At 62.0% G+C, this 26568-nt stretch carries 26 protein-coding genes and 1 tRNA gene; 12 read left to right on the top strand and 15 right to left on the bottom strand.

Features of this window, described 5'->3' with window-relative positions; genetic code table 11:
- Window positions 1-4 precede the first annotated feature (4 nt).
- A complete protein-coding gene (locus ACZ5TH_RS04155; RefSeq protein ID WP_464794713.1) occupies window positions 5-2023 on the bottom strand; it encodes a putative bifunctional diguanylate cyclase/phosphodiesterase in 2019 nt (672 codons plus the stop codon).
- Between the two features lie 121 nt (window positions 2024-2144).
- Here ACZ5TH_RS04155 and moaA point away from each other — a divergent pair, with 121 nt between their 5' ends.
- The 3 genes from moaA to ACZ5TH_RS04140 all read left to right on the top strand — a co-directional run bounded on the left by moaA (window position 2145) and on the right by ACZ5TH_RS04140 (window position 4085).
- Complete coding sequence (moaA, locus tag ACZ5TH_RS04150; RefSeq protein ID WP_464794712.1) at window positions 2145-3158, top strand: GTP 3',8-cyclase MoaA; 1014 nt, start codon at window positions 2145-2147, stop codon at window positions 3156-3158.
- Entirely contained in the window at window positions 3155-3931 is a 777-nt protein-coding gene (locus ACZ5TH_RS04145) for an NAD kinase (protein ID WP_196226276.1), read from the top strand. The genes moaA and ACZ5TH_RS04145 overlap by 4 nt, the downstream gene beginning before the upstream one ends.
- Before the next feature lie 79 nt (window positions 3932-4010).
- Window positions 4011-4085, top strand: a tRNA-Asn gene (locus ACZ5TH_RS04140).
- A gap of 239 nt (window positions 4086-4324) precedes the next feature.
- Here the strand turns inward: ACZ5TH_RS04140 and ACZ5TH_RS04135 are convergent.
- From ACZ5TH_RS04135 to ACZ5TH_RS04125, 3 genes are read right to left on the bottom strand one after another with little or no spacing between them, the layout of a single operon-like run.
- Entirely contained in the window at window positions 4325-5623 is a 1299-nt protein-coding gene (locus ACZ5TH_RS04135; protein ID WP_464794711.1) for an SPOR domain-containing protein, read from the bottom strand.
- A 13-nt stretch (window positions 5624-5636) separates the two neighbouring features.
- Window positions 5637-6155 (bottom strand): hypothetical protein, encoded by a 519-nt coding sequence (locus ACZ5TH_RS04130; protein WP_196226278.1) that lies wholly within the window; start codon window positions 6153-6155, stop codon window positions 5637-5639.
- 16 nt (window positions 6156-6171) lie between these two features.
- Entirely contained in the window at window positions 6172-6894 is a 723-nt protein-coding gene (locus ACZ5TH_RS04125; protein WP_449472118.1) for an AAA family ATPase, read from the bottom strand.
- 180 nt (window positions 6895-7074) lie between these two features.
- Here ACZ5TH_RS04125 and ACZ5TH_RS04120 point away from each other — a divergent pair, with 180 nt between their 5' ends.
- The 3 genes from ACZ5TH_RS04120 (at window position 7075) to purU (ending at window position 10152) form a co-directional block, all read left to right on the top strand.
- Window positions 7075-8121 (top strand): SPOR domain-containing protein, encoded by a 1047-nt coding sequence (locus ACZ5TH_RS04120; RefSeq protein WP_464794710.1) that lies wholly within the window; start codon window positions 7075-7077, stop codon window positions 8119-8121.
- Window positions 8122-8194: 73 nt separating this feature from the next.
- Complete coding sequence (locus ACZ5TH_RS04115; RefSeq protein WP_464794709.1) at window positions 8195-9214, top strand: 2-oxoadipate dioxygenase/decarboxylase family protein; 1020 nt, start codon at window positions 8195-8197, stop codon at window positions 9212-9214.
- A 71-nt stretch (window positions 9215-9285) separates the two neighbouring features.
- Window positions 9286-10152, top strand: coding sequence for a formyltetrahydrofolate deformylase (gene purU / locus ACZ5TH_RS04110; protein WP_464794708.1), 867 nt, complete (start codon window positions 9286-9288; stop codon window positions 10150-10152).
- Between the two features lie 544 nt (window positions 10153-10696).
- On the opposite strand, the gene ACZ5TH_RS04105 is transcribed toward purU, so the two are convergent.
- The 4 genes from ACZ5TH_RS04105 to ACZ5TH_RS04090 form a co-directional block, all read right to left on the bottom strand.
- Window positions 10697-10909, bottom strand: coding sequence for a DUF2093 domain-containing protein (locus ACZ5TH_RS04105; protein WP_196226283.1), 213 nt, complete (start codon window positions 10907-10909; stop codon window positions 10697-10699).
- The gene (locus ACZ5TH_RS04100; RefSeq protein WP_460987942.1) at window positions 10909-12312 is read right to left on the bottom strand and encodes an NAD(P)H-dependent flavin oxidoreductase; all 1404 of its coding nucleotides are present in this window, start codon (window positions 12310-12312) and stop codon (window positions 10909-10911) included. The genes ACZ5TH_RS04105 and ACZ5TH_RS04100 overlap by 1 nt, the downstream gene beginning before the upstream one ends.
- A gap of 94 nt (window positions 12313-12406) precedes the next feature.
- Window positions 12407-13546, bottom strand: coding sequence for a glycosyltransferase family 4 protein (locus ACZ5TH_RS04095; protein WP_464794707.1), 1140 nt, complete (start codon window positions 13544-13546; stop codon window positions 12407-12409).
- A complete protein-coding gene (locus ACZ5TH_RS04090; RefSeq protein ID WP_464794706.1) occupies window positions 13539-14408 on the bottom strand; it encodes an alpha/beta fold hydrolase in 870 nt (289 codons plus the stop codon). The genes ACZ5TH_RS04095 and ACZ5TH_RS04090 overlap by 8 nt, the downstream gene beginning before the upstream one ends.
- Window positions 14409-14475: 67 nt before the next feature.
- Here ACZ5TH_RS04090 and ACZ5TH_RS04085 point away from each other — a divergent pair, with 67 nt between their 5' ends.
- Both ACZ5TH_RS04085 and astD read left to right on the top strand, forming a co-directional pair.
- On the top strand, window positions 14476-15870 hold the full coding sequence (locus ACZ5TH_RS04085; RefSeq protein WP_464794705.1) for a protein adenylyltransferase SelO: 1395 nt from the start codon (window positions 14476-14478) through the stop codon (window positions 15868-15870).
- A gap of 146 nt (window positions 15871-16016) precedes the next feature.
- Window positions 16017-17450, top strand: coding sequence for a succinylglutamate-semialdehyde dehydrogenase (gene astD, locus ACZ5TH_RS04080; RefSeq protein ID WP_464794704.1), 1434 nt, complete (start codon window positions 16017-16019; stop codon window positions 17448-17450).
- A 168-nt stretch (window positions 17451-17618) separates the two neighbouring features.
- Here astD and ACZ5TH_RS04075 read toward each other — a convergent pair whose 3' ends face one another.
- The 6 genes from ACZ5TH_RS04075 to ACZ5TH_RS04050 form a co-directional block, all read right to left on the bottom strand.
- The gene (locus tag ACZ5TH_RS04075; protein ID WP_464794703.1) at window positions 17619-18410 is read right to left on the bottom strand and encodes a phosphoadenylyl-sulfate reductase; all 792 of its coding nucleotides are present in this window, start codon (window positions 18408-18410) and stop codon (window positions 17619-17621) included.
- Complete coding sequence (locus ACZ5TH_RS04070) at window positions 18403-18843, bottom strand: DUF934 domain-containing protein (RefSeq protein ID WP_464772232.1); 441 nt, start codon at window positions 18841-18843, stop codon at window positions 18403-18405. The genes ACZ5TH_RS04075 and ACZ5TH_RS04070 overlap by 8 nt, the downstream gene beginning before the upstream one ends.
- Window positions 18836-20467, bottom strand: a complete 1632-nt coding sequence (locus ACZ5TH_RS04065) for a nitrite/sulfite reductase (protein ID WP_464794702.1) — start codon at window positions 20465-20467, stop codon at window positions 18836-18838. The genes ACZ5TH_RS04070 and ACZ5TH_RS04065 overlap by 8 nt, the downstream gene beginning before the upstream one ends.
- A 2-nt stretch (window positions 20468-20469) precedes the next feature.
- Window positions 20470-20766, bottom strand: a complete 297-nt coding sequence (locus ACZ5TH_RS04060; protein WP_449472101.1) for a DUF2849 domain-containing protein — start codon at window positions 20764-20766, stop codon at window positions 20470-20472.
- Entirely contained in the window at window positions 20763-21551 is a 789-nt protein-coding gene (gene cobA, locus ACZ5TH_RS04055; protein WP_464794701.1) for a uroporphyrinogen-III C-methyltransferase, read from the bottom strand. The genes ACZ5TH_RS04060 and cobA overlap by 4 nt, the downstream gene beginning before the upstream one ends.
- A gap of 161 nt (window positions 21552-21712) precedes the next feature.
- Window positions 21713-22759, bottom strand: a complete 1047-nt coding sequence (locus ACZ5TH_RS04050; protein ID WP_464794700.1) for a family 43 glycosylhydrolase — start codon at window positions 22757-22759, stop codon at window positions 21713-21715.
- A 138-nt stretch (window positions 22760-22897) separates the two neighbouring features.
- Here ACZ5TH_RS04050 and ACZ5TH_RS04045 point away from each other — a divergent pair, with 138 nt between their 5' ends.
- A complete protein-coding gene (locus tag ACZ5TH_RS04045) occupies window positions 22898-23293 on the top strand; it encodes an MAPEG family protein (protein WP_464794699.1) in 396 nt (131 codons plus the stop codon).
- Window positions 23294-23335: 42 nt separating this feature from the next.
- On the opposite strand, the gene ACZ5TH_RS04040 is transcribed toward ACZ5TH_RS04045, so the two are convergent.
- A complete protein-coding gene (locus ACZ5TH_RS04040) occupies window positions 23336-24820 on the bottom strand; it encodes a replicative DNA helicase (protein ID WP_196226296.1) in 1485 nt (494 codons plus the stop codon).
- A 119-nt stretch (window positions 24821-24939) separates the two neighbouring features.
- Between ACZ5TH_RS04040 and ACZ5TH_RS04035 the strand changes: the two genes are divergently transcribed.
- From ACZ5TH_RS04035 to cdd, 3 genes are all read left to right on the top strand, one after another.
- Complete coding sequence (locus tag ACZ5TH_RS04035; RefSeq protein ID WP_196226297.1) at window positions 24940-25422, top strand: UPF0262 family protein; 483 nt, start codon at window positions 24940-24942, stop codon at window positions 25420-25422.
- A gap of 72 nt (window positions 25423-25494) precedes the next feature.
- Complete coding sequence (locus tag ACZ5TH_RS04030; RefSeq protein ID WP_449472094.1) at window positions 25495-26121, top strand: glycoside hydrolase family 25 protein; 627 nt, start codon at window positions 25495-25497, stop codon at window positions 26119-26121.
- Window positions 26118-26561: a cytidine deaminase gene (cdd, locus tag ACZ5TH_RS04025; protein ID WP_464794698.1), complete on the top strand. Its 444-nt coding sequence runs from the start codon at window positions 26118-26120 to the stop codon at window positions 26559-26561. The genes ACZ5TH_RS04030 and cdd overlap by 4 nt, the downstream gene beginning before the upstream one ends.
- Window positions 26562-26568 lie beyond the last annotated feature (7 nt).

The raw sequence follows: 26568 nt of genomic DNA, 5'->3' as shown, positions 1-26568 counted from the left end.
TGCCTCAGCCCTTCAGCGCCATCGCGGCCAGTTCAGCGGAGGATATCCCGGCGGATCGCAGAAAGCCCTGATAATAGTCGCAACCTTCGCGCGCCAGCAGGTCGAGTTGCTGCTGGGTCTCGACCCCCTCGGCGATGACGCTCATACCGAGGGACTTGGCCATGTGGATGACCCCCCGCACCACGATCCGGTCGCGGGCAGTGCCCGCAATGTCCTGGGCCAGGCCACTATCGATCTTGAGATAGTCGAGCGGGAGGCTCTTCAGATAGGCAAGGCTGGAATAGCCGGTGCCAAAGTCATCGACCGCTACCGCCAGACCCTCCGCGCGAAGAGCGGTAAGGAGCGCGGTGGCCGCAGCGATATTTTCGATAAGGCCACTTTCGGTGATCTCAACTGTCAGGCGTGAACGGGGAAAGCCGCTTTCGTCAACGAGGTTGAGGAACTGCGACATGAAGCCCGGCTGCGCGATGTCGGCGGCGGTCACGTTGATCGACAAACGAAGGTGCGAGAGCGTCCGGGGCCAGGCCGCCGCCTGACGCAGCGCTTCGGCCTGAATGTGGGCCGAAAGCGGAAGCATATAATCAGATCGTTCGGCAGTCGCGAAAAGCATGCCCGCGCCGAGTGGGCCATATTGAGGGTGGTTCCAGCGGGCGAGCGCCTCCACCCCCGTCATGTGATCGCCCCCTACCGGATATTGCGGCTGGAAGACGATGCCGATTTCTCCCCGGTGGAGCGCAAGGCGCAGGTCGGTTTCCAATTGGTCGGCATCGACCTGACGGCTGCGCTTTTCGGCCGAGAAGATACGGATACCCTCTCCGCCCCCTGCCCGCGCGTCCGCCAGAGCGGTTCCCGCCCGCCGGAGCAGTCGGGTTGCATCATCGTCTGCTCGCGACTGAGCGATGCCGCAGCGGGCCGTCAGGCGGATTAGGTGGTCCCCCGCGCTGAAAGGCCGGACGATGACGCCGATTAACTGGCGCGCGAGGAAGGTTGCTCGGTCACTGGCAGCTGCCTCGCCCGTGAGGCCGACGAGAAATTCGGTCCCGGCGATGCGGGCCACGATAGCGCCGGGCGCGGCGTCTGCCGCCATCCGCTCGATCCTCCTCGCAATCCGGCCGAGCAGGGCGTCGCCGACCACCTGACCATAGGCGGCGTTCATGCGGTCGAACTGACTGATCGAGAGCAGGAGGATCGTGGTGGCAAGGCCGGAACGCTTTTCCAACCACTCAAGCGCCGCCTGCCGCGAGCGAAGGCCGGTCAGGTCGTCCCGGCCCGTCGCATCGTCCCCATGCATATCAGACAACCACTCGACATCGGCAGCCACGACGCCGTCGATCAGGCGGAGATGATGAACGAGCCGGTCGCCCGGTCTCCCCGGCGCCGCATGGGCAAAGGATTCTGGCCGACCCGATCGCATCATGCCGCGCAAGCCCGCAATAACCGACCGCCGTTCTGCGCGCGGCAGGCAGCGAGCAAACTGCGCAGGGCTGATCGTCTGGCGATCGAGGTTGAGGTGCCGGGCAAGATTGTCGCTGAGACGCAGGGATCGCCCTCCCCGCTCCAATTCCCAGAATAGCGCGTCGCCACGGCGAATACGCTGGGCGCGCTGGCTAGGCACCGTTCCGCCGCCCAGACGGTCCACGAGCCGTTGTGCCGAAGCGAGCGTCGCCCGCAACTGATCGGTTGAAAATGGAGCGGCGAGAAAATGGGTCGCCCCCGCTTCCAGCAGCGCCGTGACAGACCCCAGCGTCTGCGCGTCGATCAGGGCGATGAGCGCTCCACCGCCCGCCTCTAAGGCCGGGGAAAAGGCATCAATGAGGCCGCTGGCTCCGTCCGCCGCATCGCGCATGTCGACAAGGGCGATCTGCGCATCGCTATGCAGGAACCGTTGCGCCGCATCCTTCGTGCGCCGGGCCGCGATGGCACGCCAGCCAGCCAGACCAGCCGCACGCGACAAGCCATCCCTGTCACCGGGCGACAGAATGAAAAGGCTGCGCTGTCCATGCAGTGCGGATTCACCGCTCACATCAAAACTCCCGGGGTACAGCGCATGGCGGGCATATAGCAGACAGGCGTTAGCGACCCGTTCACGCTCCTGCAACCGGCAGTGCTTGCACCGGACTTTGCCATGGCCTAGCTAGTCGAGCATGAACAAGCCCGATCTTCGGCGCACGGGCATGACCGATGCGTTGGGTCGCCGGATCAGCTATTTGCGGATTTCGGTCACGGATCGGTGCGACCTGCGCTGCCGCTATTGCATGGCGGAGCGCATGACCTTCCTGCCCAAGGATCAGGTGCTGACGCTGGAGGAGATCGCGCTGCTTGCCGACCTCTTCATCGCTCGTGGCGTTCGCAAGATCCGGCTGACTGGTGGCGAACCGCTGGTCAGACGGGACATTATCGATCTCGTGCGGCGCGTTGGACGCCATTTGGGCGACGGGCTGGACGAACTGACGTTGACCAGCAACGGCACGCGGCTGGCCCAGCATGCGGAGGCGCTTTTCGACGCGGGCGTGCGGCGGATCAATGTCAGCCTCGACAGCCGCGATCCCCAGCGGTTCGCCCATGTCACGCGCAATGGGGACATCCGGCCGGTTCTTGAGGGGCTGGCGGCGGCGAAGGCGGCGGGTCTCGCGGTCAAGATCAACATGGTGGCGCTGAAGGGCATCAATGATGATGAAATCCTGCCGATGCTCCACTGGTGCAACCAGCAGGGATTCGACCTGACATTGATCGAGACGATGCCGCTGGGCGAGACTGGCGAGGATCGCACTGATCATTATCTGCCGCTGACGGAAGTAGTGGAACAACTGCGGCAGCAGCGTGAATTGCGGCCCATCGAGCATCGCACGGGCGGGCCTTCGCGCTATCATGCGGTTGACGGGATGCGTGTGAAATTGGGGCTTATTACGCCCCTGACCAACAATTTCTGTGCAGATTGCAACCGTATGCGCATGACCTGCGAAGGGAAGATATTCATGTGCCTGGGACATGAGGATCATGTCGACCTTAAGACCGCCTTCCGTGAAGGTGGCATCGGGGCGGTCGAACCACTGATCGATCGTGCGCTGCGTTTGAAGCCAGCCAAGCATGATTTTCGCATCGGCGGCGATGCGCCGACCGCAGCGGTTAGCCGCCACATGAGTGTAACGGGCGGATGACCGAGGAACCGCGGCGCGCCCTTCTGGCGTCCCCCACCCAAGCTGCGAAGGCCGCCGAAGAACGGCTTCGCGCCGCCTATGAGTTCGTCCCTGTGGAACAGGCGAACATGATCATCGCGCTGGGTGGCGACGGGTTCATGCTGCAAACGTTGCATTCCATGCTGGAGAACCGCCGGATCATGCCTGTGTTCGGAATGAACCTTGGCACGGTCGGCTTCCTGATGAACGAATGGCGGCTGGAACGGCTGGAACAGCGGATCGAGGCGGCCAAGCTTTTCAAGGTCAATCCGTTGCGCATGACGGTCGATACCGTCGATGGCGAACGCTTTTCGATTCCCGCCATCAATGAAGTGTCGCTGCTGCGTGAGACGCGCCAGACGGCGAAGCTGGAAGTCCATGTAAATGGCCGAACAGCGCTCACTGAACTGGTATGCGACGGCGTGCTGGTCGCAACGCCTGCTGGCTCTACGGCCTATAATCTGTCCGCGCATGGTCCTATCCTGCCGCTGGGTTCGGGCCTGGTCGCGTTGACGCCGATCAGCCCCTTTCGTCCCCGCCGCTGGCGTGGGGCGATCCTGCCTGAAAGCACGGCGATCCGTTTCACCGTGCTTGATCCGGTGAAGCGCCCCGTTAGCGCGGTCGCGGATCAGCGCGAAGTCCGTGACGTCGCCGAGGTCGAGGTGCAGATCGATCGAGGGACGCCTCTCACCCTCCTTTTCGACCCCGAACATACGTTGGATGACCGGATCGCAGCGGAACAATTCATCGCCTGAAAAAATTCGCAATTCTGTCCTTGCCATCCGAAGAATCTCGCTGCTATAGGCGCGGCCTGCCCAGCGAGAGCCGGGCTGCTCCCCGATAGCTCAGCGGTAGAGCATTCGACTGTTAATCGAATGGCCGTAGGTTCGAATCCTACTCGGGGAGCCACTTTCGCCCAATTGGGCGGCTCCAGAAATTTGCGGAAAGTAGCGGAATTCGTCCGAGCGGGCGGACAAGGCGCGCGCATATTCGCTTGCCGGAATATCGCTGCGTCGCTTCTTATGTTGAGACTGTAGAGATGAATTGCTCGCCGCCGAAGCGACGCCCTTTGCTGTCTCGAAAGAGCGCAAACACGACAAACCCCATCCCCATGAGGGGATGAGGTCATCGATCTGAAAGACGTTAAGTCAGCGCGAAGCGAACTGGCGCGGCTTGGATGCCAGCGCCCACCGCTGCGGCGCCGCGCCGGGGGCTTTTTCCCGAACGAAGCATTGGCCACGGCGAGCGCGGATTGCGTGGCATAGCGCCGTCGCTTCCCCGCGATCGTCAAAGCCGCTGACCGCAAGACGGGCATAGCTGACGCCGTTCACGGTAATCTGGCTGGTGAGGACCGGCAACGCGGCTATCGCGCTGTTCCGGCGGGCGATGTCGTACCATTTCTCCTTGGCGATCGCAGCGTTTGCATAGGCGCCAAGTTGAACGACCCACGGGCTGTTCCCATTGCCATCGAAACGAAGTGCTGGGCGAGCCGCGAGCGGAGCGCGAGCGACTGCCTGCCGGCGGAGCCCTGCGGCCTTTGCCGGAGCATGAGATACTTTCAAGGGCACCGCCGGAGCGACATAAGGCGTGAAGGCGACCGCCTGCTGAACCGGTTCCTGCTGCGTCGCTTCGGGGGCAACCTCCTCGGCGACGGAAGCGGTCGGCGTTTCGGCCGCACTGGCCTCTGCCATCTGAACGGGCGCGGCTTCGGTCGCGAGGGCGAGCGCGACGGGCTGGCCCGCGTCGCTGCCATCAACGGCTATGCCCATCAGACCGGCAATGCGCTGCTGCGCGAAATCGGGAGCAGCGGTCTGCGCCCACTGAGCGATGCGCTGATTGGCGGCGAGCGGTTCGAGGTCGAGGCCCGCCATCACGCGCGCATCCTTCCACCGTCCCGCCAGCGCATAGGCATAGGCGAGATTTTGGCGCGTGCGCGCGGTGGCTGAGGGATCGTGAATGGCTTCGGACAGGATGCGAACACCCTCTGCCGCGTCGCCAGCCATTGCCATGGCGAGTCCATAGTCGCTCGCGGGAACGACGTCTGAATTGGTTGCGAGCAGCTCGCGCGCAGCATCATTCTTCCCAAGCGCTACCTTCACCAGGGCGAGGCTGACGATCGTGCGGGAATCGCGATTGCCAAGGGTCATGGCGTCGGTGAGCGCGGTTTCGGCGGAAATGAGACGGCCACTCGCGATATAGGCGCGGCCCAGCAACTGCCGATAATTTGCGTCTTGTGGAGCAGCTTGGACCGCCGCCTCTGCCGCCGCGACTGCGCGAACGCCATCCCGGCTGAGCAGGGCCTTGTCGATGGCTGCTGTCGCACGGCTGGGATCCTCCTTGGCCGCTGCGATGGCAGACGGACGGAATGCCGCGCCGGTGCAGCCGACCATCGTGGTTCCAACGATCAGCGACGAAAGTGCCGCCTTGGAAAGAGCGCTGCGCTTCATGGCTTGATCCTTCTTACTCTGCTTCGTCGCGCGGCAGTTGCTGCGCGAGCCGGTCGATTTCCGGCAGGCTGGCGAGGAAAATATCGAGTGCTTCGGTCACCATCTGTTGGGCAGAACGGCCCGCGACGGCGCTCGCAAGGCGAAGCTTCAGATGCCGATCCGCGTCCAGCCGCAGCGTGAAGGCGGCCTTGCGGCCTTTGGTTCCGGTGCGGATGGCGGGAGCGATCGTCTTGACCGCTTCTTCCATGCGCTCGGCCAATTCCTCTCGCTCGACAACGACGGAAGGGATGGGCGCGGCTACCGGCGGCAGCGTCATCGGGGTAAGTCCGACAACGGCGCGAGGTTCAGCAGGGACCGGTTCAGGCTCGGTCACATCGAAGCCCATGTCGTTCCAGCCCAGATCATCCTGGAGCAGCGCTGCCGTTGCCTGATGGCCAAAGCCCATTATCGGGCGGCGCATGGCGGGCTGGGCAGCGCCCTTGCGGGCGAGAAGTCCGGAGGTCAGCGAAGCGAGTGGCTTGGGTTCGGCCATGATGTCTTCCCTCCCTTTACTGACCTACGACGCGGCGGCCGAAGCCACCCGTCGCTGGACGAACCGCACCGCTGGTGCCCGCCGTGCCGTTGGGCACCGAGAAGACCGTGCGACGGAAATTCTTTTCCAGACGGTCGGAGACATAGGTCCACAATTGCGTGACCTCGCCCGCCGAACGGCCGTTGGGATCAACCTCCATCACCGTGCGGCCGTCGATCATCGATGCGGCGAAATCGGTGCGATGATGCAGTGTTACCGGCGCAACTGTGCCATGCTGGGAAAGCGCCACAGCAGCTTCCGATGTGATCCGCGCCTTCGGCGTAGCGGCGTTGACCACGAAGATCAGCGGCTTGCCTGCCCGTTCGCACAGGTCCACCGTCGCACCAACAGCGCGCAGGTCATGAGGGCTGGGACGGGTCGGCACCACGATCAGTTCGGCGACGGAGATGACGCTTTGAATGGCCATGGTGATCGCCGGGGGCGTATCTATCACCGCAAGTTTGAAGCCCTGCTGACGCAGAATTTCAAGATCGGCTGCAAGACGCGCGACCGTCGTCTGGGCGAAGGCGGGAAATTCGGCCTCACGTTCATTCCACCAGTCGGCAAGAGACCCCTGGGGATCGATGTCGATCAGGACGACCGGGCCAGCGCCTGCCCTTTGCGCCTGAACGGCCAAGTGACCGGACAAGGTGGTCTTCCCCGATCCGCCTTTTTGCGATGCCAATGCGAGTATGCGCACGCGCGTTTCCCCCAGAAAATCCAATTGCCTATTGGACTGCCACGGCGGCACCTAAAAATTGGTTAACTTCGGCGCATCCTTCAAAAGGAAGCATGGTATGAAGAATGCGCCTTCTAATGCTAAGCGAGCGTTAACCTTGTTCGCTCATAGGCTGGGGCTACGCTGTTCTTTCAGGAGCACATGCACATGAAGTACATCTGGGGCATCTTGGCCGCCGCAACGATGCTGAGTCTGGCGCCGCCTGCCCTTGCCGATGTAAAAGCCGGGGTCGATGCCTGGCAGCAGGGTGATTATGAAAAAGCCGTCAGCGTCTGGCGGCCGCTTGCGCAGGCAGGCGATCCTGATGCGCAATTCAACATGGGCCAGGCGAACAAGCTTGGACGCGGTGTCAAAGCCGACATGGCCGTCGCGCTCGATTGGTATCGGAAGGCCGCCGCGCAGGGGCACGTTCGGGCCGAGGACAATCTCGGCCTGCTGATGTTTCAGCAAGGGGAGCGTGCGAGCGCCCTTCCCTATCTGCAGCGATCCGCGGCGCGGGGCGAACCGCGCGCCCAATATATCGTCGGCACGGCCCTTTTTAACGGAGATCTGACGACCAAGAACTGGCCCCGCGCCTATGCCCTGATGAGCCGGGCGGCGGCGGCGGGCCTGGCGCAGGCGACGGCCAGCCTGAAGCAGATGGATAAATATATCCCTGATGATCAACGTCAGCAGGGGCTCGCGCTGGCGCGGGAGATGGGCCAGAACGAGGTAGCGGCGCTGGCGGAAGCCAATGGCCGCCTGTCCGCCATGCCCATTCTGCGCGAAGAAGCGCCGTCGATGGCGAGCGCCGATCTGCGACCTGCGCGCACTCCGGAAAAGCCTGCGCCCGTCAAGCCATTGCCGAAGCCGAAATCTGATGCGCCCAAGGCCGCCGTGGCCGCCGCCCAAACGCCGAAGCCAGTCGTTGAAAAGGCGAAGGCCAGCAAGACGCCAGAGCCCAAGGTGGCAGCCAGCGGACCCTGGCGCGTACAGCTGGGAGCATTTAGCGAAGAAGCCCGCGCCCGCGCGCTTTGGACCAGTCTGCGCGGCAAAGTGGCTGGCCTGTCGGCCTATCAGCTTTTTCTGGTGAAAGGCGGAGCAATGACCAGGTTGCAGGCTGGGCCGTTGGCGAACAACGCGGAAGCGTCTCGGCTATGCAGTGCCATCAAGGCTGCTGGTGCCGATTGCATGCCCCGGAAAATGTGACGAGGCGTAATACTGGCTCTTGGAAGTCCGGGGTCGGCGCGCGATAACAGCCATATCCGATATGGAGCGCGCCATGGCCGTCGATCGCGAACAGGAAAATGTACCAGCGTTGGTCAGGGCCACGCTGGGAGATAGTGCTGCGGAGCAAGTGCTTGCAGCACTTACGATCGCATCGCCTTTGCTGGCCGAACGCGGTCCTCATGTCTCTCGGGCGGCGCTCGCCATCGCCTTGAACGTCATTCTGTTTCACGGCCTACTGCAACGGGTTCCGAGCGGCGCTGCTTATGTGGCGGACAGGTTGGCCAGCGGTGGCAAAGTGGTGTTCGATCATGGAGCACTAAGAACGATCCGCCTGCCCCAAGGCCCCACGGGAGCTTTGCCCGCCGGAGAGGACGCCTTCACCCGTATCCTAAAGCCATTGGGCTACACGCTGGCTGGGGTTTATCCTCTGGGTCGGCTGAAGATGACCGGCCGCGCCTATGCGCATGCCGACGCTCCCCAAGACATTCCTCAATTCTTCGTTTCGGAACTCCATGTGGATCGTTTTGATGCCGAGTTTGCTACAGTCGCGACGCGCGTGTTTGGCACGTCGCGCGATCCGCTCGATCCGGAAACGCTGGCAGTATTGCACGCCTATGACGCTGGACAGCTTGTCCCATTCGAGCATGCGCGGACGGCCTTGCCGGTTCTGGTGTCTGCCTTCGATCGGCAGCATGATCCTGCCACGTTGGAAGATTATGAGCTGTTGCTATCGCGGTCGCCTGAAGCCGCGTGGATCGCGACGGAGGGTAACGCGTTCAATCATGCCACCGACCGGGTGGCGGACGTCGCGGCCTTGGCCGAATGGCTGAAAGCTGAAGGATGGCCGATCAAGGATGAGGTTGAAATTTCCCGCAATGGCCGCGTGAAGCAGACCGCCCTTCGCGCGGACCCGGTCGAACGGCTATTTGCCGGAAACAAGGTGCGGCAAGTACCCGGTTCTTTCTACGAATTCATCAGCCGGGATGTCGATCCCGCAAACGGGTTGCTGGACCTGTCATTCGACGCGGGGAATGCCACCGGAATTTTCGCGATGACGAGCGCCAATGACTGAGTTCCTTTAACGGCTTGATCATGGGGGCGGCATAAGGCAACGGCTTTCCCGATCATTCGCGGAGTCTCCCTTTGAACAATCCGGTTATCCCATCATGGGTGCTGACGCTTGTCTGCTCCGACCGTGTGGGAATCGTTGCAGCGGTCAGCCAGTTCCTGGCGGAACGCGGATGCTTCATCACGGACAGCCAGCAATATGCCGACAGGGAAGCGGGGCGCTTCTTCATGCGGGTGGCTTTTGAGGCAACCGATGGCCGGATCGCGGATACCGAGCAGCTGCAAGGCGAGTTCGATGCCGTAGGCGCGCGCTTCGGCATGGACTGGCGTATCACCGCTGCGCAGGAAAGGCCGCGGATGCTGCTCGCCGTTTCCAAGGGCTCGCACTGTCTGGCCGACCTCCTGCATCGTTGGCAGACAGGGACGTTGGCCATCGACATCATGGGGGTGGTGTCGAACCATCCGGACATGCGCCGGATTACCGAATGGCATGGCATCCCCTATCATGAGCTTCCGCCGAACGGAGATAAGGCAACGCAGGAAGCCGCTTTGCTGGACGTTTTCAGCCGATCACGATCGGATTATCTGATCCTTGCACGCTACATGCAGGTATTGTCCGAACAGCTTGTTGAACAGCTCGAAGGACGTTGCGTCAACATCCATCACAGCTTCCTGCCGGGGTTCAAGGGCGCGCGGCCCTACCACCGGGCGCATGAGCGCGGGGTCAAACTGATCGGCGCGACGGCGCATTTCGTGACCGCCGACCTTGATGAAGGGCCGATCATCGAACAAGCCGTGGAGCGCGTCGACCATCGTGCCACGGCCGAAGACATGATCCGCATCGGCCGCGACATCGAGGCGCAGGTTCTGGCGCGGGCGGTCGGCTGGATCGCTGACCGCCGGGTGCTCCTGAATGGTGGAAAGACCGTCGTTTTCCGCTGATCAGATGCCGAGTTTCGCCCAAAAATCTTCGGGCGCGATCACAGCATCAGCAGTGGCTCTGGGCTTCCGCGACCAGGATGAGTGTGGAATGTAGATGTCGCGCCCTGTTTCGCGAGGGCGTTTACGGCGTGCAAGAATGGGTCGAGGGCTCATCGTCTTCTCCTTATGCGGAGGAACACGAAACCTTGCGTGGTCGCATGGGGGCCGTGCGCTTTAGCCGTTGTTGACGCGGAGCAAGCTGTCATCCTTCAAAAGCCGCGGAGCCTTAAGCTCGAGGCCTTTCTACAATGCCGCTTTTGAAAGGAAACATAGCTTTGCTTTAACGGCAGTCACTTACGCTTGCCGCTGTGCCGAGGTTCGATCAAAATAGAATGTCGTAAATAAACCAGCCCACAATGAGGAAGCTGGTGACGACACATATCCGATCGCCATAGATATCAATTCGCGACATCGCCGACATCCTTCCGCACGCGGCGATCTTTGTCGCCTGCGTGGACAGGATAACGCATCAAACCAGGAAAGGGAACAAAAAGTGCGGCGCCGGTCAGGCCGTCACTAAGCCGCGATGACGCAGGAAGGACTGGGTCGCCTCAACGGGACCCCGATAAGCCTCCTGAAACTCGGCGCTCCAATATTTAAGGTCGTCAAGATCGATACGTGCGCCCGAAACCGCACAAAGGACGAACTGGCCCGGGCGCACTATGTCGAAATGTGGCGTGTGATATTCCAGCACCGCCAATCCCTGAATTTCAGCCATCAGTCGCCCGTCAAAATACGGTCTACGAGCTGCTTCACCGTCGGCACGAAACCGTTGGAATAGAAAGGATCCTGCTTGAACTTGTAAGCGCCGTGTCCGGCAAACAGGAGGTTCTTGTCCAGGTCCCCGCCATGCACCGCCTCTTGCAAGGATTTCTGGATGCAGAAGCTCCTTGGATCGGCAAGACGGCCGGTGGAGTTCGTCTCACTGTCCATCCAGCTTGAGAATGCGCATTGGCTGAGGCAGCCCATGCAGTCGGTCTGATCCTTCCGGATCTCCGCCCTTTCCTCTTCGGTGACGAATACCAGCGTGTTGTCCGGCGTCTTGAGAGCGGAGGTGAGGCCCTGCCCCACCCACTCGCGCGCCCGCAACAGGTCGCCTCGCGTTACCCAGAAATTCTTGCCCTTCACGCCCGCGTCAAGCTGATGCGTGTGATCGCCCGCCTGCTCCGTGCTGAACGGGATCTGGCGTTCCGACCGCGCCTCAAGCTGGCGCAGGAAAGGGTTGCGGATCGCCGAGCTGTAGAAGCCGGTCGGCGAGAAGCGATGAAGCAGTACGTCGCCCGGTTCCAGCTGGGTCAGGCGTTCCTTCCAAAGCTGGGGGATAGGGCTTTCCTGCGTCAGCAGCGGGCGTGTGCCGAACTGGAACGCGATGGTGCCCAGTTCCGGATTGTCGATCCAGTCGTTCCAATCTTTGAGGTGCCAGACCCCGCCTGCCATGACGATTGGCACTTCGTCGGATATGCCGCCTTCGCGCATGGTTTCCCGAAGCGCCTTGACGCGCGGATAAGGATCCTGAGGCTCCCGCGGATCCTCGGCATTGGAAAGGCCGTTATGACCGCCCGCCAGCCACGGGTCCTCATACACCACGGCCGCCAGCCATTCAGACGCCTTTGAGTAAGCCCGCTTCCACAAGGCGCGAAAGGCACGGCCCGAACTGACGATAGGGAGGTAGCTCACGCCATAAGAGGCCGCGATTTCGCTGAGCTTGTAGGGCATGCCCGCGCCGCAAGTGACGCCCGCCACCATGCCCCTGGTCTTTTCCAGAACGCCGTGCAGCACGCGCTGCGCACCGCCCATTTCCCAGAGGACGTTGATGTTGATCGCGCCTTTACCGCCGGCGATTTCGAAGGCGCGCTTCACCTGTTCCACCGCACCATCGACGGCATAGGCGATCAATTCTTCGTGACGATCGCGGCGAGTACGACCGTGGTAGATCTGGGGAATGACATTGCCCATGCTATCATAGCTATCGGCATTGACCGCCGACACGGTGCCAATGCCGCCCGCAGCGGCCCATGCACCGGAACTGGCGTGATTGGAGACGGCCACGCCTTTCCCGCCCTCGACCAGCGGCCATACTTCACGACCACCATAGATGATGGGCTTCAAACCCTTGAACAACCTAATCTCCCGCGCAACAGCTGCTGGGTCACCCGCCGACTAAGGGCCGCTCTATAGCAGCTTTCACGACCGATGACGAATTTACGGCCGCGCCCTACCGCAAAATATGGGGGCTGGATAGTACCTGTCCATAAAGCGACGCATAAGCGTCCACCATTGCGGCTTCTTCAAAATCGCGCTGAGCCCGGTGCAGGTTCGCGTCACCCAGACGGTTGCGAATCTCGGAACTCGCGGCCAGCCGCCCTAGCGCGTCGGACAGCGCCGCCTCATCAGAGGCGATGAATGGCTGGTTTTCCGGCGCGACCATCTGAGCGACATCTCCGACATCGGTTGACGCCACCGGCAGGCGCGCGGCCATCGCCTCCACCAGCGAGATGGGGAATTGTTCACTGTCCGAGGAAAGGGCGAAAATGTCGAGCAAGCCCATGAAACGCGAAGGATTGGGCAGGAAACCGGGCATGCAGATGTCATCGAGCCCGTGCCGCGCCGCTTCCGCCATGATCGCGTCGCGCTCAGGCCCTTCTCCGATGACTACCAGTTGCAGCTTATCACGGTGCGGCGCGACGGCGCGGACCAGCCGGGGGATATTCTTCACCGGGCGCAAACCGGCCAGCGTGCCGACAAGCAGCTTGCCCGGTGAGCGCACCAACCCTGGAATGGCTCCGGGAACGGGTTGGAGATATTGCGCGACGTCGATCCCGTTGCGGATCAGATGAACTTTCCGCGCAGGCTGATGCCACATCGCGCGGGCAATCTGATCGAGCCGGATGGACGGCACGACGACGGCCTGGGCGCGCTGGAGCGCCAGTCGGCGGTAGAGGTTGCGCCCTGTCTTGAGACGCTCAGCCTCCTCGATGTTGAAGCCGTCCTCATGATGGATGAGCGGGGGCATCGGGAAAAAGGATGAGCAGAAACGATGGGCCATGACAGCATCCATCGCGCCCCAATTATAGGTGAGAACGAGGTCAAAACTGGACATGAACCGTCCTAAAGCCCGGAAGCGGCCTGGGCCGGGACGGCCGGTGAGCCGTGGAGGATCGGGGAAGCTGACATCTATTCCCGGCGCGATCGCCGATCGGGCGCCCATTGCTTCGGGCGCCGCGCTGACAATCGTGTGGCTGGCGCGATTGCCCCACAGGTTCATCAGGCGGACGGCGCGCGCTTCCTTGCCGCCGAGGGAAAAACTGCCGTGAACATGAAGAAGGCGGGGCGGCCGCTGATGAGCGTCAGCCATACAGGACTCGAGCGAGTAGGCGGTCGATGGCGGCGGCGGCTTCCGGCTCGTCCAAAATCGGCGCGTGGCCGACATCGGGAACGGTCACCAGTTCAGCGCTCGAGCCCATATCTGACAACATGCGTTCAGCTGTTGAGGCGCTGATAACGTCGGAGTGTTCGCCGCGGAGGATCAGTGAAGGAATGCCATGGAAGGAAGACATCACGGGCCATAGGTCGACCCCGGCCTCACCTCCGGCCAAGCGGAGGGGTTCGGCTATCCGCATGTCATAGTCCAGCACTACGCGGCCTCCGCTGTTGAGTCGGTACAGGCGCTTGGCCATGGCTAGCCATTGTTCGAGGCCATAGCGGGGATAGATATCTCGGTTCGCCTCTTCGAGGGCGCGAGCGGCCTGAACCCAGCTTTGGTGCGATTGGCCAACGCCCACATAGGTGCGAATGCGGTCCAGGCCCGCCTGTTCGAGCTTCGGCCCAACGTCGTTCAAAAGCGCCCCTGCCAGCCACTCGCGATGAGTCGCGGCGATCAACATGGTGATGAGGCCACCGAGCGAGGTGCCGATCGCGACGAAGCGAGTGATGGCGAGGTCAGCCAACAGGCGGCTGATGTCCTGCAAATAGGTCAGCGGGACATAGGTCATCGGGTCCTTGGCCTGCGCGCTTTCGGCCCGGCCGCGCATGTCGGGGCAGATGAGGCGCCAATCGCCCGCCAGACGATCGGCCAAGGGTTCAAAATCGCGGGCGTTGCGGGTCAGGCCCGGCAGGCACAGTAGCGGCGGGCGACCGTCTTCGCCCCCGCCATAATCGCGATAATGGAGCCTGAGGCCGTCGGGAGACCACCAATAGCCGTCGGTGAAGCTGGTCAACGGTCGTGCGCCCTCAAATAAATGTCCAGCGGTTGCAACTTCCTGCCCCGCTCCCCCATATCGCCGCATGGACAAATCCTCGCAAGCAAACAGATACAATCCGGCAAAGGAAATCTTCGGATTACAGCCGGATTTCGCAGATGAGGTCGCCCCGGCAGACTTCCCGCAGACGATTTTACGATACCGTAACGACCGCGCCGCAGCCAGCGTGGGGTTGGAAACGCTGAGCGATGACGAGTGGATTCGTCATTTCGGGCGATTCGCCTCCCTGCCCGGCAACCTGCCGCAGCCCTTGGCGCTGCGTTATCATGGACATCAGTTCCGGACCTACAATCCCGACATAGGCGACGGGCGCGGTTTCCTTTTCGCGCAGCTGCGCGACGATGCGGGACGGCTTTTGGACCTGGGAACGAAGGGGTCGGGCCAGACGCCCTATAGCCGCTTCGGCGATGGCCGCCTGACGCTGAAAGGCGGGGTTCGTGAGATATTGGCGACCGAAATGCTCGAAGCGCTGGGCGTCAACACGTCAAAGACCTTCTCGCTGATCGAGACTGGCGAGGCGCTGGAGCGCAATGACGAACCCTCCCCCACCCGCGCGGCGGTGATGGTGCGGCTTAGCCATTCGCACATCCGTATTGGATCGTTCCAGCGCGCCGCCTATTTCGACGACAAACCGCTGCTGGAGCGGCTGACCGAGTATGCGCTGCGGACGCTCTATGACGAGAAGCCGGGGAATAACGCGCCCGCACAGTTGCTGGGTCGCGTGGTCGAACGGACGGCCGATCTGGCGGCGAGCTACATGGTCGCGGGGTTCGTGCATGGCGTGCTGAACAGCGACAATATCAATGTGACCGGCGAGAGCTTCGATTATGGGCCTTGGCGCTTCACGCCGCTGTGGGAGCCGAGCTTTACGGCGGCCTATTTCGATCATGCCGGACTTTATGCCTTTGGGCGACAAGCAGAGGCGATCCATTGGGACGTGGCGCAGTTGGCTGTTTCGTTGAGGCCGTTGGTGGAGGCGCAGCCGTTGATCGAGCAGTTGGAGCGGTTTCCCGAGCTGTTCGGGCAAGCGATGGTTCGGCGCTTTTGCTGGCGGCTGGGCGTGGTCCCTTCAGGAGAGGCGAACGCCATGATCCAGGCGGCCGTCAATGGCATGGCCGCGAGCGGGACGCCGATCGACCTTTTTTTCCATGACTGGCGCGGTGGAGAGCCGCGTGACGGGGCGGACTATTCGGGTGAGGCGTGGACTCCGTTCCGTGATGTTGTCGCGGAGATGGAGGCGAGTGGCGACAGAGGGCATGGCTATTGGAGCGATGAGGTGCCCTGTTCGATGCATATCGATGAGGTTGAGGCGATCTGGAGCGCCATTGCCGAGCGGGATGACTGGTCGCTGTTACACGAGAAAGTGGCGGCGGTTCGGCGGATGGGTGAGGCTATGGGGGATCGTCCGGACGTGCCTTGAGGCGGTGAGCTTCCTCGCTGCGCTCGCCCCCCTCTCCCCCGCCTCGATGAGAGTCACGTGCCTCTCATCGACCCCTGAAGGGGAGAGGGAGTTTTAGTTGCTTTGCGCCGCTTCCCTAATGGGCTGTTATCCGCCATATCGGCTGCATGTCCGCGACGCTGACTTCGATTGAACCCGCCACTGGCGCACTGTTGTGGCAGGGGACTGCCAGCGATGTAGAAGCGGAGGTCGCAAGGGTCAGGGCGGCTTGGCCGTCATGGGCGGCACAACCGATTTCCTATCGCATCGAGACGCTGCGTCGCTTCGTCAATGTCGTGCGCGCCAATGAAGAGGCGTTGACCGACCTGATCGCGCGGGAGACGGGAAAGCCGCTTTGGGACGCGCGAACCGAAGTCACGGCCGTGATGAACAAGGTCGACATTTCGGTGGCCGCCTATTCGGAGCGGACAGGGCAGCGGCGACTGGAATCGGCGATGGGCGCCCGCCAGTCGGTGCGGCACAAACCGCATGGCGTCATGGCGGTGCTAGGCCCCTATAATTTCCCCGCTCATCTGCCCAATGGCCATATCATTCCTGCCCTGCTGGCCGGGAACGGCGTGCTGTTCAAACCGTCCGAAAAAACGCCAGCGGTGGGCGAAATGCTGGTACGCTTCTACCATGAGGCGGGCGTGCCGCAGGATGTGGTTCGTCTGGTGCTGGGCGGGCCGGATGAGGGCAAGGCGCTTGCAGCCCATGCCGACGTGAACGGCATTCTATTCACTGGTTCGGCATCGACGGGCCTGGCGATCAATCGGCAGTTCGCCAGCAATCCGGGCAAGATATTGGCGCTGGAAATGGGCGGGAATAATCCGATCGTCGTCTGGGACACCGGCGATATCGCCAGCGCCGCCGTCCTGGTGGTGCAGTCGGCTCTCCTGTCCAGCGGCCAGCGTTGCACGGCGGCGAGCCGGTTGATCGTCAAGGAAGAGCTGGCCGACATGCTGATCGGCGAGGTCAAGAAGATCGCCGACCGGCTGATCGTCGATCATCCGCATGCCGACCCTGCCCCCTTCATGGGACCGGTCATCGACAATCATGCGGCGGACCAGCTAACCGAAAGCTTCCTTTATCTGATGAGCCATGGCGGGCGGCCGATAAAGCATCTCGTGCGCCTGTCGGAAGACAGGCCGTTGTTGAGCCCAGCTATTATCGACGTGACCGCGATGACGGAACGGCCCGACGTAGAGCTGTTCGGGCCGTTGCTACAGGTAATCCGCGTTCCCGATTTCCCAGCGGCGATCGCGGAGGCGAACAATAGCCGTTATGGCCTGTCGGCTTCCCTGATCGGCGGGTCGCCCGAGCAATATAATCAGTTTTGGGCGAATATCCGGGCAGGCATTGTCAACTGGAACCGGCCGACCAACGGCGCTTCGTCCTCCGCGCCGTTCGGAGGCCTAGGCATTTCCGGCAATCATCGGCCGAGCGCTTTTTATGCGGCCGATTATTGCGCCTATCCGGTTTCATCGGCGGAAATCGAGCAGCCACGGGCATCGATCGGGATTGGGCTGAAGGAAGTGGATGTCAGTGGGATGGGGGATTGAGCGGAGTTCTCCCGGCGTCCTTCCAGCCATTTTCTGAGGTCATGCCAATAAAAGCCGTAGGCTTGCAGCGCAGACGCAAGGTGTCGAACGAGCATCGCGTTATCCCAGCTTCCGCTGGGATAACGCGATGCTGCTGTTCATTTCGCCAACCGAAGTCGGCTCATTTTATCAGAACACAGGCTGATTAGCCGGGTCTTCCGGATCAACCACGGGCGCGGGGACAGGCGTCACGGGCGAGTGAATGCCGCATTCCACCTTGTCCCAACCGCGCCAGCGCCCGGCGCGGGGGTCTTCGCCCGGCAACACCTTCGAGGTGCACGGTTCGCAGCCTACCGACAGATAACCCTGCGCCTCCAGAGGATGGCGCGGCAGATCATACTCGGTGAAATAGGCTTCCAGATCGTCCTTCGTCCAATCGCCGAGCGGGTTGATCTTCAGGCGGCCATCTTCCACCTCGAAACGCGGCATATTCTGGCGCGTGGTAGACTGAAACGCCTTGCGCCCAGAAATCCAAGCGTCCAGCCCGTCCTTGGCGCGCTGCATCGGCTCGACCTTGCGGATGTCGCAGCATCCATCAGGATCATAGGACCAGCGCAGGCCCGTCTCGTCCTTCTTCGCCAGCACTTCCGCATTGGGCGTGACCGACCGGCTGTCGGAAAAACCCATCCGGCTGATGAGGGTGTCGCGATAGTTCAGCGTTTCCGTGAACATCTTGAGCGTATCTACGAAGATCACCGGCACGTTCTTGTCCGCCCGCGCCACCAGGTCGAGCAGCACGGCGCTTTCCGTGCCGAAGGAAGACACAACCGCCACCTTGCCTGCCAGACCTTCGGCAAAGACGGTCTTGAGCATCGTCAATGCATCCACGCCTTCGAAGCGCGAATTCAGCGCGTCCGCGTCAGCCTGTGTGAAGGCAGGCCGGGCGTCGATTACGTCAAGCTGGCGGGCAGGTTCAGCCATCTATACTCTCCGGGTGCCGCTTCGCCCAAACCGGGCTGCGGCCATCGACGGTCTTTTGATAGACGTCGGCATAACGATTAAGGGCGCGATCGACGGCGGCATCGTCCAGCGCCTTGTCGGGGCGGAAGCTGTCGAAACCGCAGCGGCGCATGGCATTGATCTGATCGACCAGCACATCGCCCACCGCGCGCAGTTCACCCGAATATCCAGCCTCGCGCAGGATACGGGCGGCCGAATAACCGCGCCCGTCGCCATAGGCGGGGAAGTTCACCTCAACCAGCGACAGCCGGTCGAGATAGGGCAGCAACTCGCGCGCATCCTCGCCCGCCTCGATCCGCACGGCGGTCGAATTGGACTGGCCGGTGAAAGACTCGACCGTAACAGCGGGTTCCTGCGCGGCTTCACCGTCGCGGAAAGTCAGGAACTCAACCATAGATCGCCTCCTTGAAGGGCTTCATGCCAAGACGGCGATAGGTGTCGAGGAAGCGCTCGCCTTCCTGACGTTCAGCGAGATAGAGGTCGGTGACCTTCTCAATGGCATCCACGACGCCATCCTCCGAGAAGCCCGGCCCCGTGATCTGGCCGACGGCAGCATCCTGCGCGCCCGATCCGCCGAGCGAGAGCTGGAAATTCTCCACGCCCTTACGGTCCACGCCCAGCACGCCAATATGCCCGGCATGATGATGCCCGCACGCGTTGATGCAGCCGGAGATCTTGACCTTAAGCTCGCCCAGATCCTTCTGACGGCCAGCGTCCGCGAACCGTTCCGAAAGCTTCTGCGCCAGCGGGATCGACCGCGCATTGGCAAGGCTGCAATAGTCGAGGCCTGGGCAGGCGATGATGTCGCCGATCAGGTCCAGATTGGCCTCCGCCAGCCCAGCCTCGTCCAGCTTCTGCCAGATGGCATAAAGGTCCGCCTTTTTCACATGCGGCAGGACAAGGTTCTGCGCATGGGTCACGCGCAGTTCGTCCAGCGAATGGCGTTCGGCGAGGTCCGCCACCAACTCGATCTGCTCGGCCGAAGCATCGCCCGGAATGCCGCCGCGCGGCTTCAGGCTGATGTTGACGATCGCATAGCCGGGCTGCTTGTGCGCCGCGACCTGCCGGTCCACCCACAGGGCGAAGGCGGGGTCGCTACGGTCGATCTCGTCGCTCAGACCCTGATCATAAGTCGGATTGGCGAAGAAGGGCCGGATGCGGTCCAGTTCCTCACGTGGCGGGTTGAGGCCCAGCTCCCGCATATGCGCAAACTCTTCCTCGACCTGACGCTTATATTCCTCGACGCCCAGCTCATGGACCAGGATCTTGATCCGGGCCTTGTACTTGTTGTCGCGGCGGCCGTAGCGATTGTAGACGCGCAGGCACGCTTCCAAGTAAGGTACGATCTCATCTTCGGCCACGAAGTCCTTGATAAGAGGGGCGACCATCGGCGTGCGGCCCATGCCGCCACCGGCATAAACTTCCGCGCCGATCTGCCCATCGCGCGACACCAGCTTCAGGCCGATGTCGTGCAGCCGCATCGCCGCGCGATCCTCTTCGCTGGCGATCACCGCGATCTTGAACTTGCGCGGCAGATAGGTGAATTCGGGATGGAAGGTCGACCACTGGCGCAGCAGCTCGGCCCAAGGGCGCGGGTCCGTCACCTCATCGGCGGCGACGCCAGCATATTGGTCGGACGAGATATTGCGGATGCAATTGCCGCTGGTCTGGATGGCGTGCATCTCGACCGTCGCCAGTTCGGCGAGGATGTCGGGCGCATCGGCCAGTTTGATCCAATTATATTGCAGGTTCGTGCGCGTGGTGAAGTGGCCATAGCCCTTGTCATATTTGCGCGCGATCTCGCCCAGCTTGCGCATTTGCGGCGCGTTCAACGTGCCATAGGGGATGGCGACGCGCAGCATATAGGCGTGCAGCTGGAGATAGAGGCCGTTCATCAAGCGCAGCGGCTTGAACTGATCCTCGGTCAGTTGCCCGGCCAGGCGACGTTGCACCTGATCGCGAAATTCCTCGACGCGGGCGTCCACAATGGACTGGTCATAGCTGTCATAACGATACATGGTCAGATCACCCAGTTGCCGGCATCGGCGTCATTCGGTTTAAGCGTCAGGTCGGGACGCACGGTTGGTCCCAGAGCGCGGATGCGGTCCTTGATATGGGCCGGGCGCACGCCTTCGTCGGTCAGGGTGGCGTCGATCACATAAGGAGCGACCACCCGCAGCGCGGCTTCCTCGGCACGGGCAAGCTCGTCGCCCTTGTCGCCCACATCGACGGATTCGCCGACCTGCCGCGACCAGCCGTCGCCCGCCCACCAGATCACGTCCCCGGTGCCAAGGTCATTGCCGGTCAAAATCTTCACGAATGCATCTCCGCCCCATTATTCACCTGTGCGGCCCAGCCAGCCAGCACGTCCTGCGCCAGCGCATAGGCCGCCACTTCACCGACCACAATCAGGGCCGGACTTTTTACTTTTTCACGCGCCACCATGTCACCCAGATCGGCGAGCAGGGTGCGCAGCGTGCGCATATCAGTGCGCGTGCCATTTTCCAGCACCGCAACCGGAATCGCAGGCGACACGCCATCGGCGATGAGCTTGTCGGCTATATCCGCCGCCGTCGCCACGCCCATATAGATCACCAGTGTGCGGCCATGGCCAGCAAGCCCGAACCAGTCCTGATCCGTCAGCCCCTTGCACTGGCCCGCGACGAAGGTCACCGCGCTCGCCGCATCGCGATGGGTGAGAGGAAGCTGCGCCTGCGCCGCGCAGCCGATCGCCGCGCTGATCCCCGGCACGATCTCGACCGGCACGCCAGCGGCGCGGCATGCTTCCATTTCCTCGCCCCCGCGCCCGAAGACGAAAGGATCGCCGCCCTTCAGCCGCACGACACTGCGTCCGGCAAGCGCCAGTTCCACGAGCAAGGCGTTGATGCCCTCTTGCGGCATCGAATGACGGCTGCGTTGCTTGGCGACTGAAATCAATTCAGCGTCAACCGAAGCCATGGCCAATATCTCGGCCGAAACCAATCCGTCATGCACGACAACATCCGCCTGCGCGATCAGACGCGCAGCGCGCAACGTCAGCAGTTCCGGATCACCCGGACCCGCGCCGACGAGAAAGACGGTAGCAGGGAGTTGTTCGGCCATGCTGGCCAGATGGCGGAAGCGCTCAACCGTTTCAATTCAGAATGCTTTGCCCATGGCGAAGGAAAATTTGGGGGATGGGTGTCTAGGTCCGACACCCGCCCCCTTGATCCCCGCAAAATCAGTAGCATTCGGCCCGGAGGAACTCGACCGCTTCACTTATACTAACGTGGGGAAATGACACCGTTCGCCGTCAGCTTGAGTGGCGCGATCCTGCCGTCGCGCAGATAGTGGACGTCGAAGATCACGCTCTGGCGGAACAGCGGGGTCGTGCCTTCCTGCGATTGGTCGTTGCATGCGAAAAACCAGCGACCGCGCCATTTGAAGAAGGAGCCATGGCGGTCGAAGTTCAGCCAGTTCTTCGGCTTGAAGCCCGGCGGCGGTGCATAGCGGCCCCGCATGGAGCTGTCATTGAGGAAGGACGGCTCCACATTTTCGGGCAGCAGCAAGGGGCCTTTGCACTGGAAGGGGCCATAGGGCGAGGTGCCGATCCCGTAATAGGTCCCCCATGACAGATAATAATATTTGCCCCGGCGGTGCAGGAATGGTTTGTCATCCGTCTTGCCCGGACCATAAGGCCCTTCGGGATCGGCAATCGTGATCTTGCGCGGCGTTTCGGCAAGAGAGATCATATCGTCGGACAGGCGCGCGATATAATAGTCGAAGGTGCCGAACACGATGTAGCTGGTGCCATCGGCTTCCTGAAAGATACCGGGATCGCGGGTTTCCGTAGGAACCTGACCCTTGGCGATCAGCGCCTTGCCCAGCGGATCGCGCCACGGGCCTGCGGGCGCGTCGCTGACGACAACGCCGATATCCTCAGGACCCATGGAGAAATAGAGATAATATTTGCCATTGCGCCGGATCGCGTCAGTGGCCCAGCATCGGCTGCTTGGCTTGGCGAAATAGGTCTGTTCAGGGAGTAGCGTACCCTCATGGGACCAGTTCACAAGATTGTCGCTCCGCCAGATCTGCCAATCCTTCATCGTGAAGGTGCGGCTCCTCGGGCTGGCGTCGTGGGTGGCATAGAGCCAGGCGACATCATCGAAGATGCGGATCTGCGGATCGCATACGCCCATCGGCAGGCGCAACGGATTGCCCGTATATTGCAGCCTTGAGCCTTTGCCGAGTTCGCGTGCGACGGCGGGAGCCGCAGACCAGGCGCTAGCGAGAAGCGGCAAAGCCAGGGCGCGGCGCCGGGAGATGATCACGTCGTTATCCTCGCTCAGATCAGTTGTCAGTATTAACCAATCATAATCGAACGGTATCGTTCTGTCGAGCAAGGCTCATGGCGCGAGCGCAGGAATGGCGATAACGTAGCCCTCTTACCTGTGGAAAGGGGATACCGCATGGCGATCGAGCTCAAGATATTGGCGTGGAGCTGTGTGCTCCTGTTGGTGCATATTTTTGCGGCGGCGCATTTTAAGACGAAGCAATATGGACCGAAATGGAATATGGGCGCGCGGGACGAGACCTTGCCGCCGCTGGAGCCTGTCGCAGGACGGTTGGTGCGCGCGCAGGCGAATTTCCTTGAGACCTACCCCATCGCAATCGTCGCGCTGCTCGGCGTGGTGGTTGCGGGACGGACGAGTGACCTGACGGCGATCGGCGCATGGCTATGGCTGGGCGCGCGGATCGTCTATCTTCCGCTTTACGCGATGGGCGTGCCGGTGGTGCGGACGCTGGTCTATATGGTTGGGCTGATTGGGCTGATATTGGTGTTGCAGGCGCTCATGACGGGTTGAGCGCCCTCGCCCCTTAGTTCGAGCAGAGCCGAACTCGGTCGATCACTCATAATCGCCCATATAGCCGCCGTCCGCGAGGTCGGAGAAGCGGGTGATCTTCGCGTCGAACTTCATACGGATACGGCCGGTCGAACCGTGACGCTGCTTGGCGACGATCAGTTCGGCAAGGCCGTAGATCCGCTCCATCTCCTGCGCCCATTCAAGATGCTCGCTACTTTCCTTGTTGCCCGGCTCCTTCGCGGCGACATAATAATCCTCGCGAAAGACGAACCAGACCATGTCGGCGTCCTGCTCGATCGAGCCGGATTCGCGAAGGTCGGATAGCTGAGGGCGCTTGTCCTCGCGCTGCTCGACCGCGCGGCTAAGCTGGGAAAGCGCCAGCACCGGAACGTTAAGTTCCTTCGCCAAGGTCTTGAGACCACGAGAAATTTCTGAAATTTCCTGCACGCGATTATCGCTGCCCCGGCCGCTACCCTGTAGCAGTTGGAGATAGTCGACGATGACGAGGCCAATGTCATGACGCCGCTTCAGCCGCCGCGCACGCGTTCGCAGCGCCGCGATGGTCAGACCTGGCGTATCGTCGATGAAAAGCGGCAGTTCCTGAAGGTCGCGCGCGGCGCGGGAAAGGTTCTGGAAATCGGCGCGGCTGATCTTACCCATGCGCAGCGCCTCCCCGCTGATGCCCGACTGCTCGGCGAGCACGCGGGTAGCCAGCTGATCGGCGGACATTTCGAGGGAGAAGAAGGCTGTCTTGGCGCCCATATTCTTTTCGGGCGGAATGCCATCGACATGGTCGCGCATCCAGCGGGACGCGGCGTTATAGGCGATGTTGGTCGCGAGCGATGTCTTGCCCATGCCCGGACGGCCCGCAAGGATCATGAGATCCGAATTGTGGAGGCCACCGATCTTTTCATTCAGGCTATTGAGGCCAGTGGTGATGCCCGAAACATGGCCCCCACTGTTAAGCGCGCGTTCGGCCACCTGCACGGCCATGGTGGTGGCGGTGGCGAAGCTTTTGACGGAGCCGGTTTCACCCTCGCCCTCGGACACTTTATAGAGCGCGACTTCGGCCATCTCTATCTGTTCGCGCGGGTTAACATCCTCGCTCGTATCAAGAGCATTTTCAACCAGTTCTCGCCCTACATTCACAAGTTGACGCAGAAGTGCGAGGTCATAAATCTGGCTGGCGAAATCGCGCGCGCCGAGCAGGGCGGCACCGTTCCCCGTGAGCTGCGCGAGGTAGCCGACACCGCCCAATTCCTTGAGCGCCGGGTCCTGCTCCAGCATCGGCTTGAGCGTGACCGGATTGGCTACCATGTCGCGCTCAACCAGCTTCATCACGGCTTCATAGATGCGGCCATGCAGAGGCTCGAAGAAATGCTCCGCCTTGAGCTTGAGCTGAACATCCTCGGCAATGCGATTGTCGATCATCAGCGCGCCCAGCAGCGCGGCTTCCGCCTCCACGTTGCGCGGGAGTTCGGGGATGCCTGCTTCTGCGGCGGGATTAATCTGCACCAGTTCGACCATGCGCCTCTCATCGCGCTCGCCGGGGTTCTGCGCAAGGGGCAAGCTGTGTCCCGACAGGCAAAGCTGTGGAGAACTCCCCCTTGCTTTTCATCGTCGGCAGAAGCAGGGACTATGGACCCATGACCGACCCGCGCATCATCGACATCACGCTTGACGAGCGGACGATCCTTTGGCGCAACGCGGATGTCGAGCAGGAGCGGCGGATCGCCATATTCGACCTGCTGGAAGATAATTATTTCGCGCCCCAGCGCACCCATGCCGATGATTATGCAGGCCCCTACCGCGTGCTGCTGCGCGTCGAAGATGGGCGGCTGGTGATCGAGATCAAGCGGGAGGATGGCGAGCCGCTGGAGGCGATCATCCTCGGCCTGGGCCGGTTCCGGCGTCCGATCCGGGAATATTTCGCGATCTGCGACAGCTATTATCAGGCGATCAGCAATGCCTCCCCGCAACAGATTGAAACGGTGGACATGGCGCGCAGGGCCATCCACAATGACGCGGCGGAAATGCTGATCGAGCGGCTGGATGGCAAGATCAAGGTCGATTTCGACACGGCACGACGCCTGTTCACGCTCATCTGCGTGCTGCATATCAAGGGGTAAGGGGACATTCGCCAGCATTCTTCCGGCCGGTTTCTGGTCCGCATCCTTGCGGGCGCGCTGGTCATTGGCCTGTTGGCATTGGGGGCGTGGAGCTATGCCTGCCGCTGGGCGCCGGGGCGCGACGTCTATCCGGTTCAGGGGGTGGCCGTTTCCGCCGATGGAGGCGCGATCGATTGGGGTACGCTCGCGGCCAATGGCGTCGATTTCGCCTATATAAGAGCGGCCAAGGGCACAGAGGGCCGCGATCCCGCCTTTGCGCGGAACTGGTCTGCGGCGCGGTCATCGGGACTGCGTTACGGCGCTGTGCTGGATTTTAGCCTATGCGGCCGCGCGGCCGGTCAGGCGACACGCTTCGTCACGACAGTGCCACGGGACAATGCCGCCCTGCCCCCAGTGATCCGGCTCGACTTTGATCCTGGCTGCACTGCGCGGCCGGGGCGGGACGCGGTGCTGTCTGAACTCAACACGCTGGTGAACCTGGTCGAGAGCAATGCGGGCAAGCCGGTGCTCCTCAACATCTCGAAGGCTTTCGAGGAGGAATATGACATTGCGTCGGGCATAAACCGGACGCTCTGGCTGGATGGAAACTTCTTCCCGCCTGATTATGCCACCCGTCGATGGGTGATGTGGACGGCGAATGACATGCGTCATATCGATGGCATCGATGGCCCGGTGAGATGGGGCGTGGTTGCGCCATGAACACGAGTGAAGACGTCAGAACGCTGGTCGAGGCAGCGCGCGCGGCGAGGGCAAGTGCCTATGCCCCTTACAGCCGCTTTGCGGTCGGAGCGGCCGTGCGCTTGTCCGATGGTGAGATGATCGTGGGCGCGAACTTCGAAAATGCGAGCTTTGGCCTGTCGCTCTGCGCTGAAACCGTGGCACTGGCGGCGGCCAATGCGCAGGGGCGGTTTGGCGACGTCGAGGCGATTGCGGTCGTCGGGGGTGGCGTTAACCCAGTCACCCCCTGCGGAAGATGCCGCCAGATACTGAACGAAGCAGAGCAGGTGGCGGGACGGCCCATCGCTATTTATTGTGCGGCGGGCGATGGCGACTCCGTGGTCCAGCATAGCGTCGCCGAACTTTTGCCTTTCTCTTTTGGACCCAATGATTTGGGTCATGATCCTTCCAGAAAGAGTTAAGAACAAT

The organism is Sphingobium sp. TomTYG73 (genome assembly GCF_055394245.1).
The sequence above is the reverse complement of the archived record's forward strand: the minus strand, read 5'-3'. Positions and strand labels throughout refer to the sequence as shown.

Excerpts from the sequence above, each read along its gene's own strand:
- ACZ5TH_RS04130 (WP_196226278.1), bottom strand. The coding sequence starts at position 6,155 with ATGGCCGAACCCAAGCCACTCGCTTCGCTGACCTCCGGACTTCTCGCC.
- astD (WP_464794704.1), top strand. The coding sequence starts at position 16,017 with ATGTCCGCGACGCTGACTTCGATTGAACCCGCCACTGGCGCACTGTTG.
- cdd (WP_464794698.1), top strand. The coding sequence starts at position 26,118 with ATGAACACGAGTGAAGACGTCAGAACGCTGGTCGAGGCAGCGCGCGCG.
- moaA (WP_464794712.1), top strand. The coding sequence starts at position 2,145 with ATGAACAAGCCCGATCTTCGGCGCACGGGCATGACCGATGCGTTGGGT.
- ACZ5TH_RS04045 (WP_464794699.1), top strand. The coding sequence starts at position 22,898 with ATGGCGATCGAGCTCAAGATATTGGCGTGGAGCTGTGTGCTCCTGTTG.
- ACZ5TH_RS04065 (WP_464794702.1), bottom strand. The coding sequence starts at position 20,467 with ATGTATCGTTATGACAGCTATGACCAGTCCATTGTGGACGCCCGCGTC.
- ACZ5TH_RS04120 (WP_464794710.1), top strand. The coding sequence starts at position 7,075 with ATGCACATGAAGTACATCTGGGGCATCTTGGCCGCCGCAACGATGCTG.
- ACZ5TH_RS04105 (WP_196226283.1), bottom strand. The coding sequence starts at position 10,909 with ATGGCTGAAATTCAGGGATTGGCGGTGCTGGAATATCACACGCCACAT.
- cobA (WP_464794701.1), bottom strand. The coding sequence starts at position 21,551 with ATGGCCGAACAACTCCCTGCTACCGTCTTTCTCGTCGGCGCGGGTCCG.
- ACZ5TH_RS04115 (WP_464794709.1), top strand. The coding sequence starts at position 8,195 with ATGGCCGTCGATCGCGAACAGGAAAATGTACCAGCGTTGGTCAGGGCC.
- ACZ5TH_RS04070 (WP_464772232.1), bottom strand. The coding sequence starts at position 18,843 with ATGGTTGAGTTCCTGACTTTCCGCGACGGTGAAGCCGCGCAGGAACCC.
- ACZ5TH_RS04040 (WP_196226296.1), bottom strand. The coding sequence starts at position 24,820 with ATGGTCGAACTGGTGCAGATTAATCCCGCCGCAGAAGCAGGCATCCCC.
- ACZ5TH_RS04095 (WP_464794707.1), bottom strand. The coding sequence starts at position 13,546 with ATGGCTGACGCTCATCAGCGGCCGCCCCGCCTTCTTCATGTTCACGGC.
- ACZ5TH_RS04135 (WP_464794711.1), bottom strand. The coding sequence starts at position 5,623 with ATGAAGCGCAGCGCTCTTTCCAAGGCGGCACTTTCGTCGCTGATCGTT.
- ACZ5TH_RS04075 (WP_464794703.1), bottom strand. The coding sequence starts at position 18,410 with ATGGCTGAACCTGCCCGCCAGCTTGACGTAATCGACGCCCGGCCTGCC.
- ACZ5TH_RS04145 (WP_196226276.1), top strand. The coding sequence starts at position 3,155 with ATGACCGAGGAACCGCGGCGCGCCCTTCTGGCGTCCCCCACCCAAGCT.
- ACZ5TH_RS04035 (WP_196226297.1), top strand. The coding sequence starts at position 24,940 with ATGACCGACCCGCGCATCATCGACATCACGCTTGACGAGCGGACGATC.
- ACZ5TH_RS04085 (WP_464794705.1), top strand. The coding sequence starts at position 14,476 with ATGGACAAATCCTCGCAAGCAAACAGATACAATCCGGCAAAGGAAATC.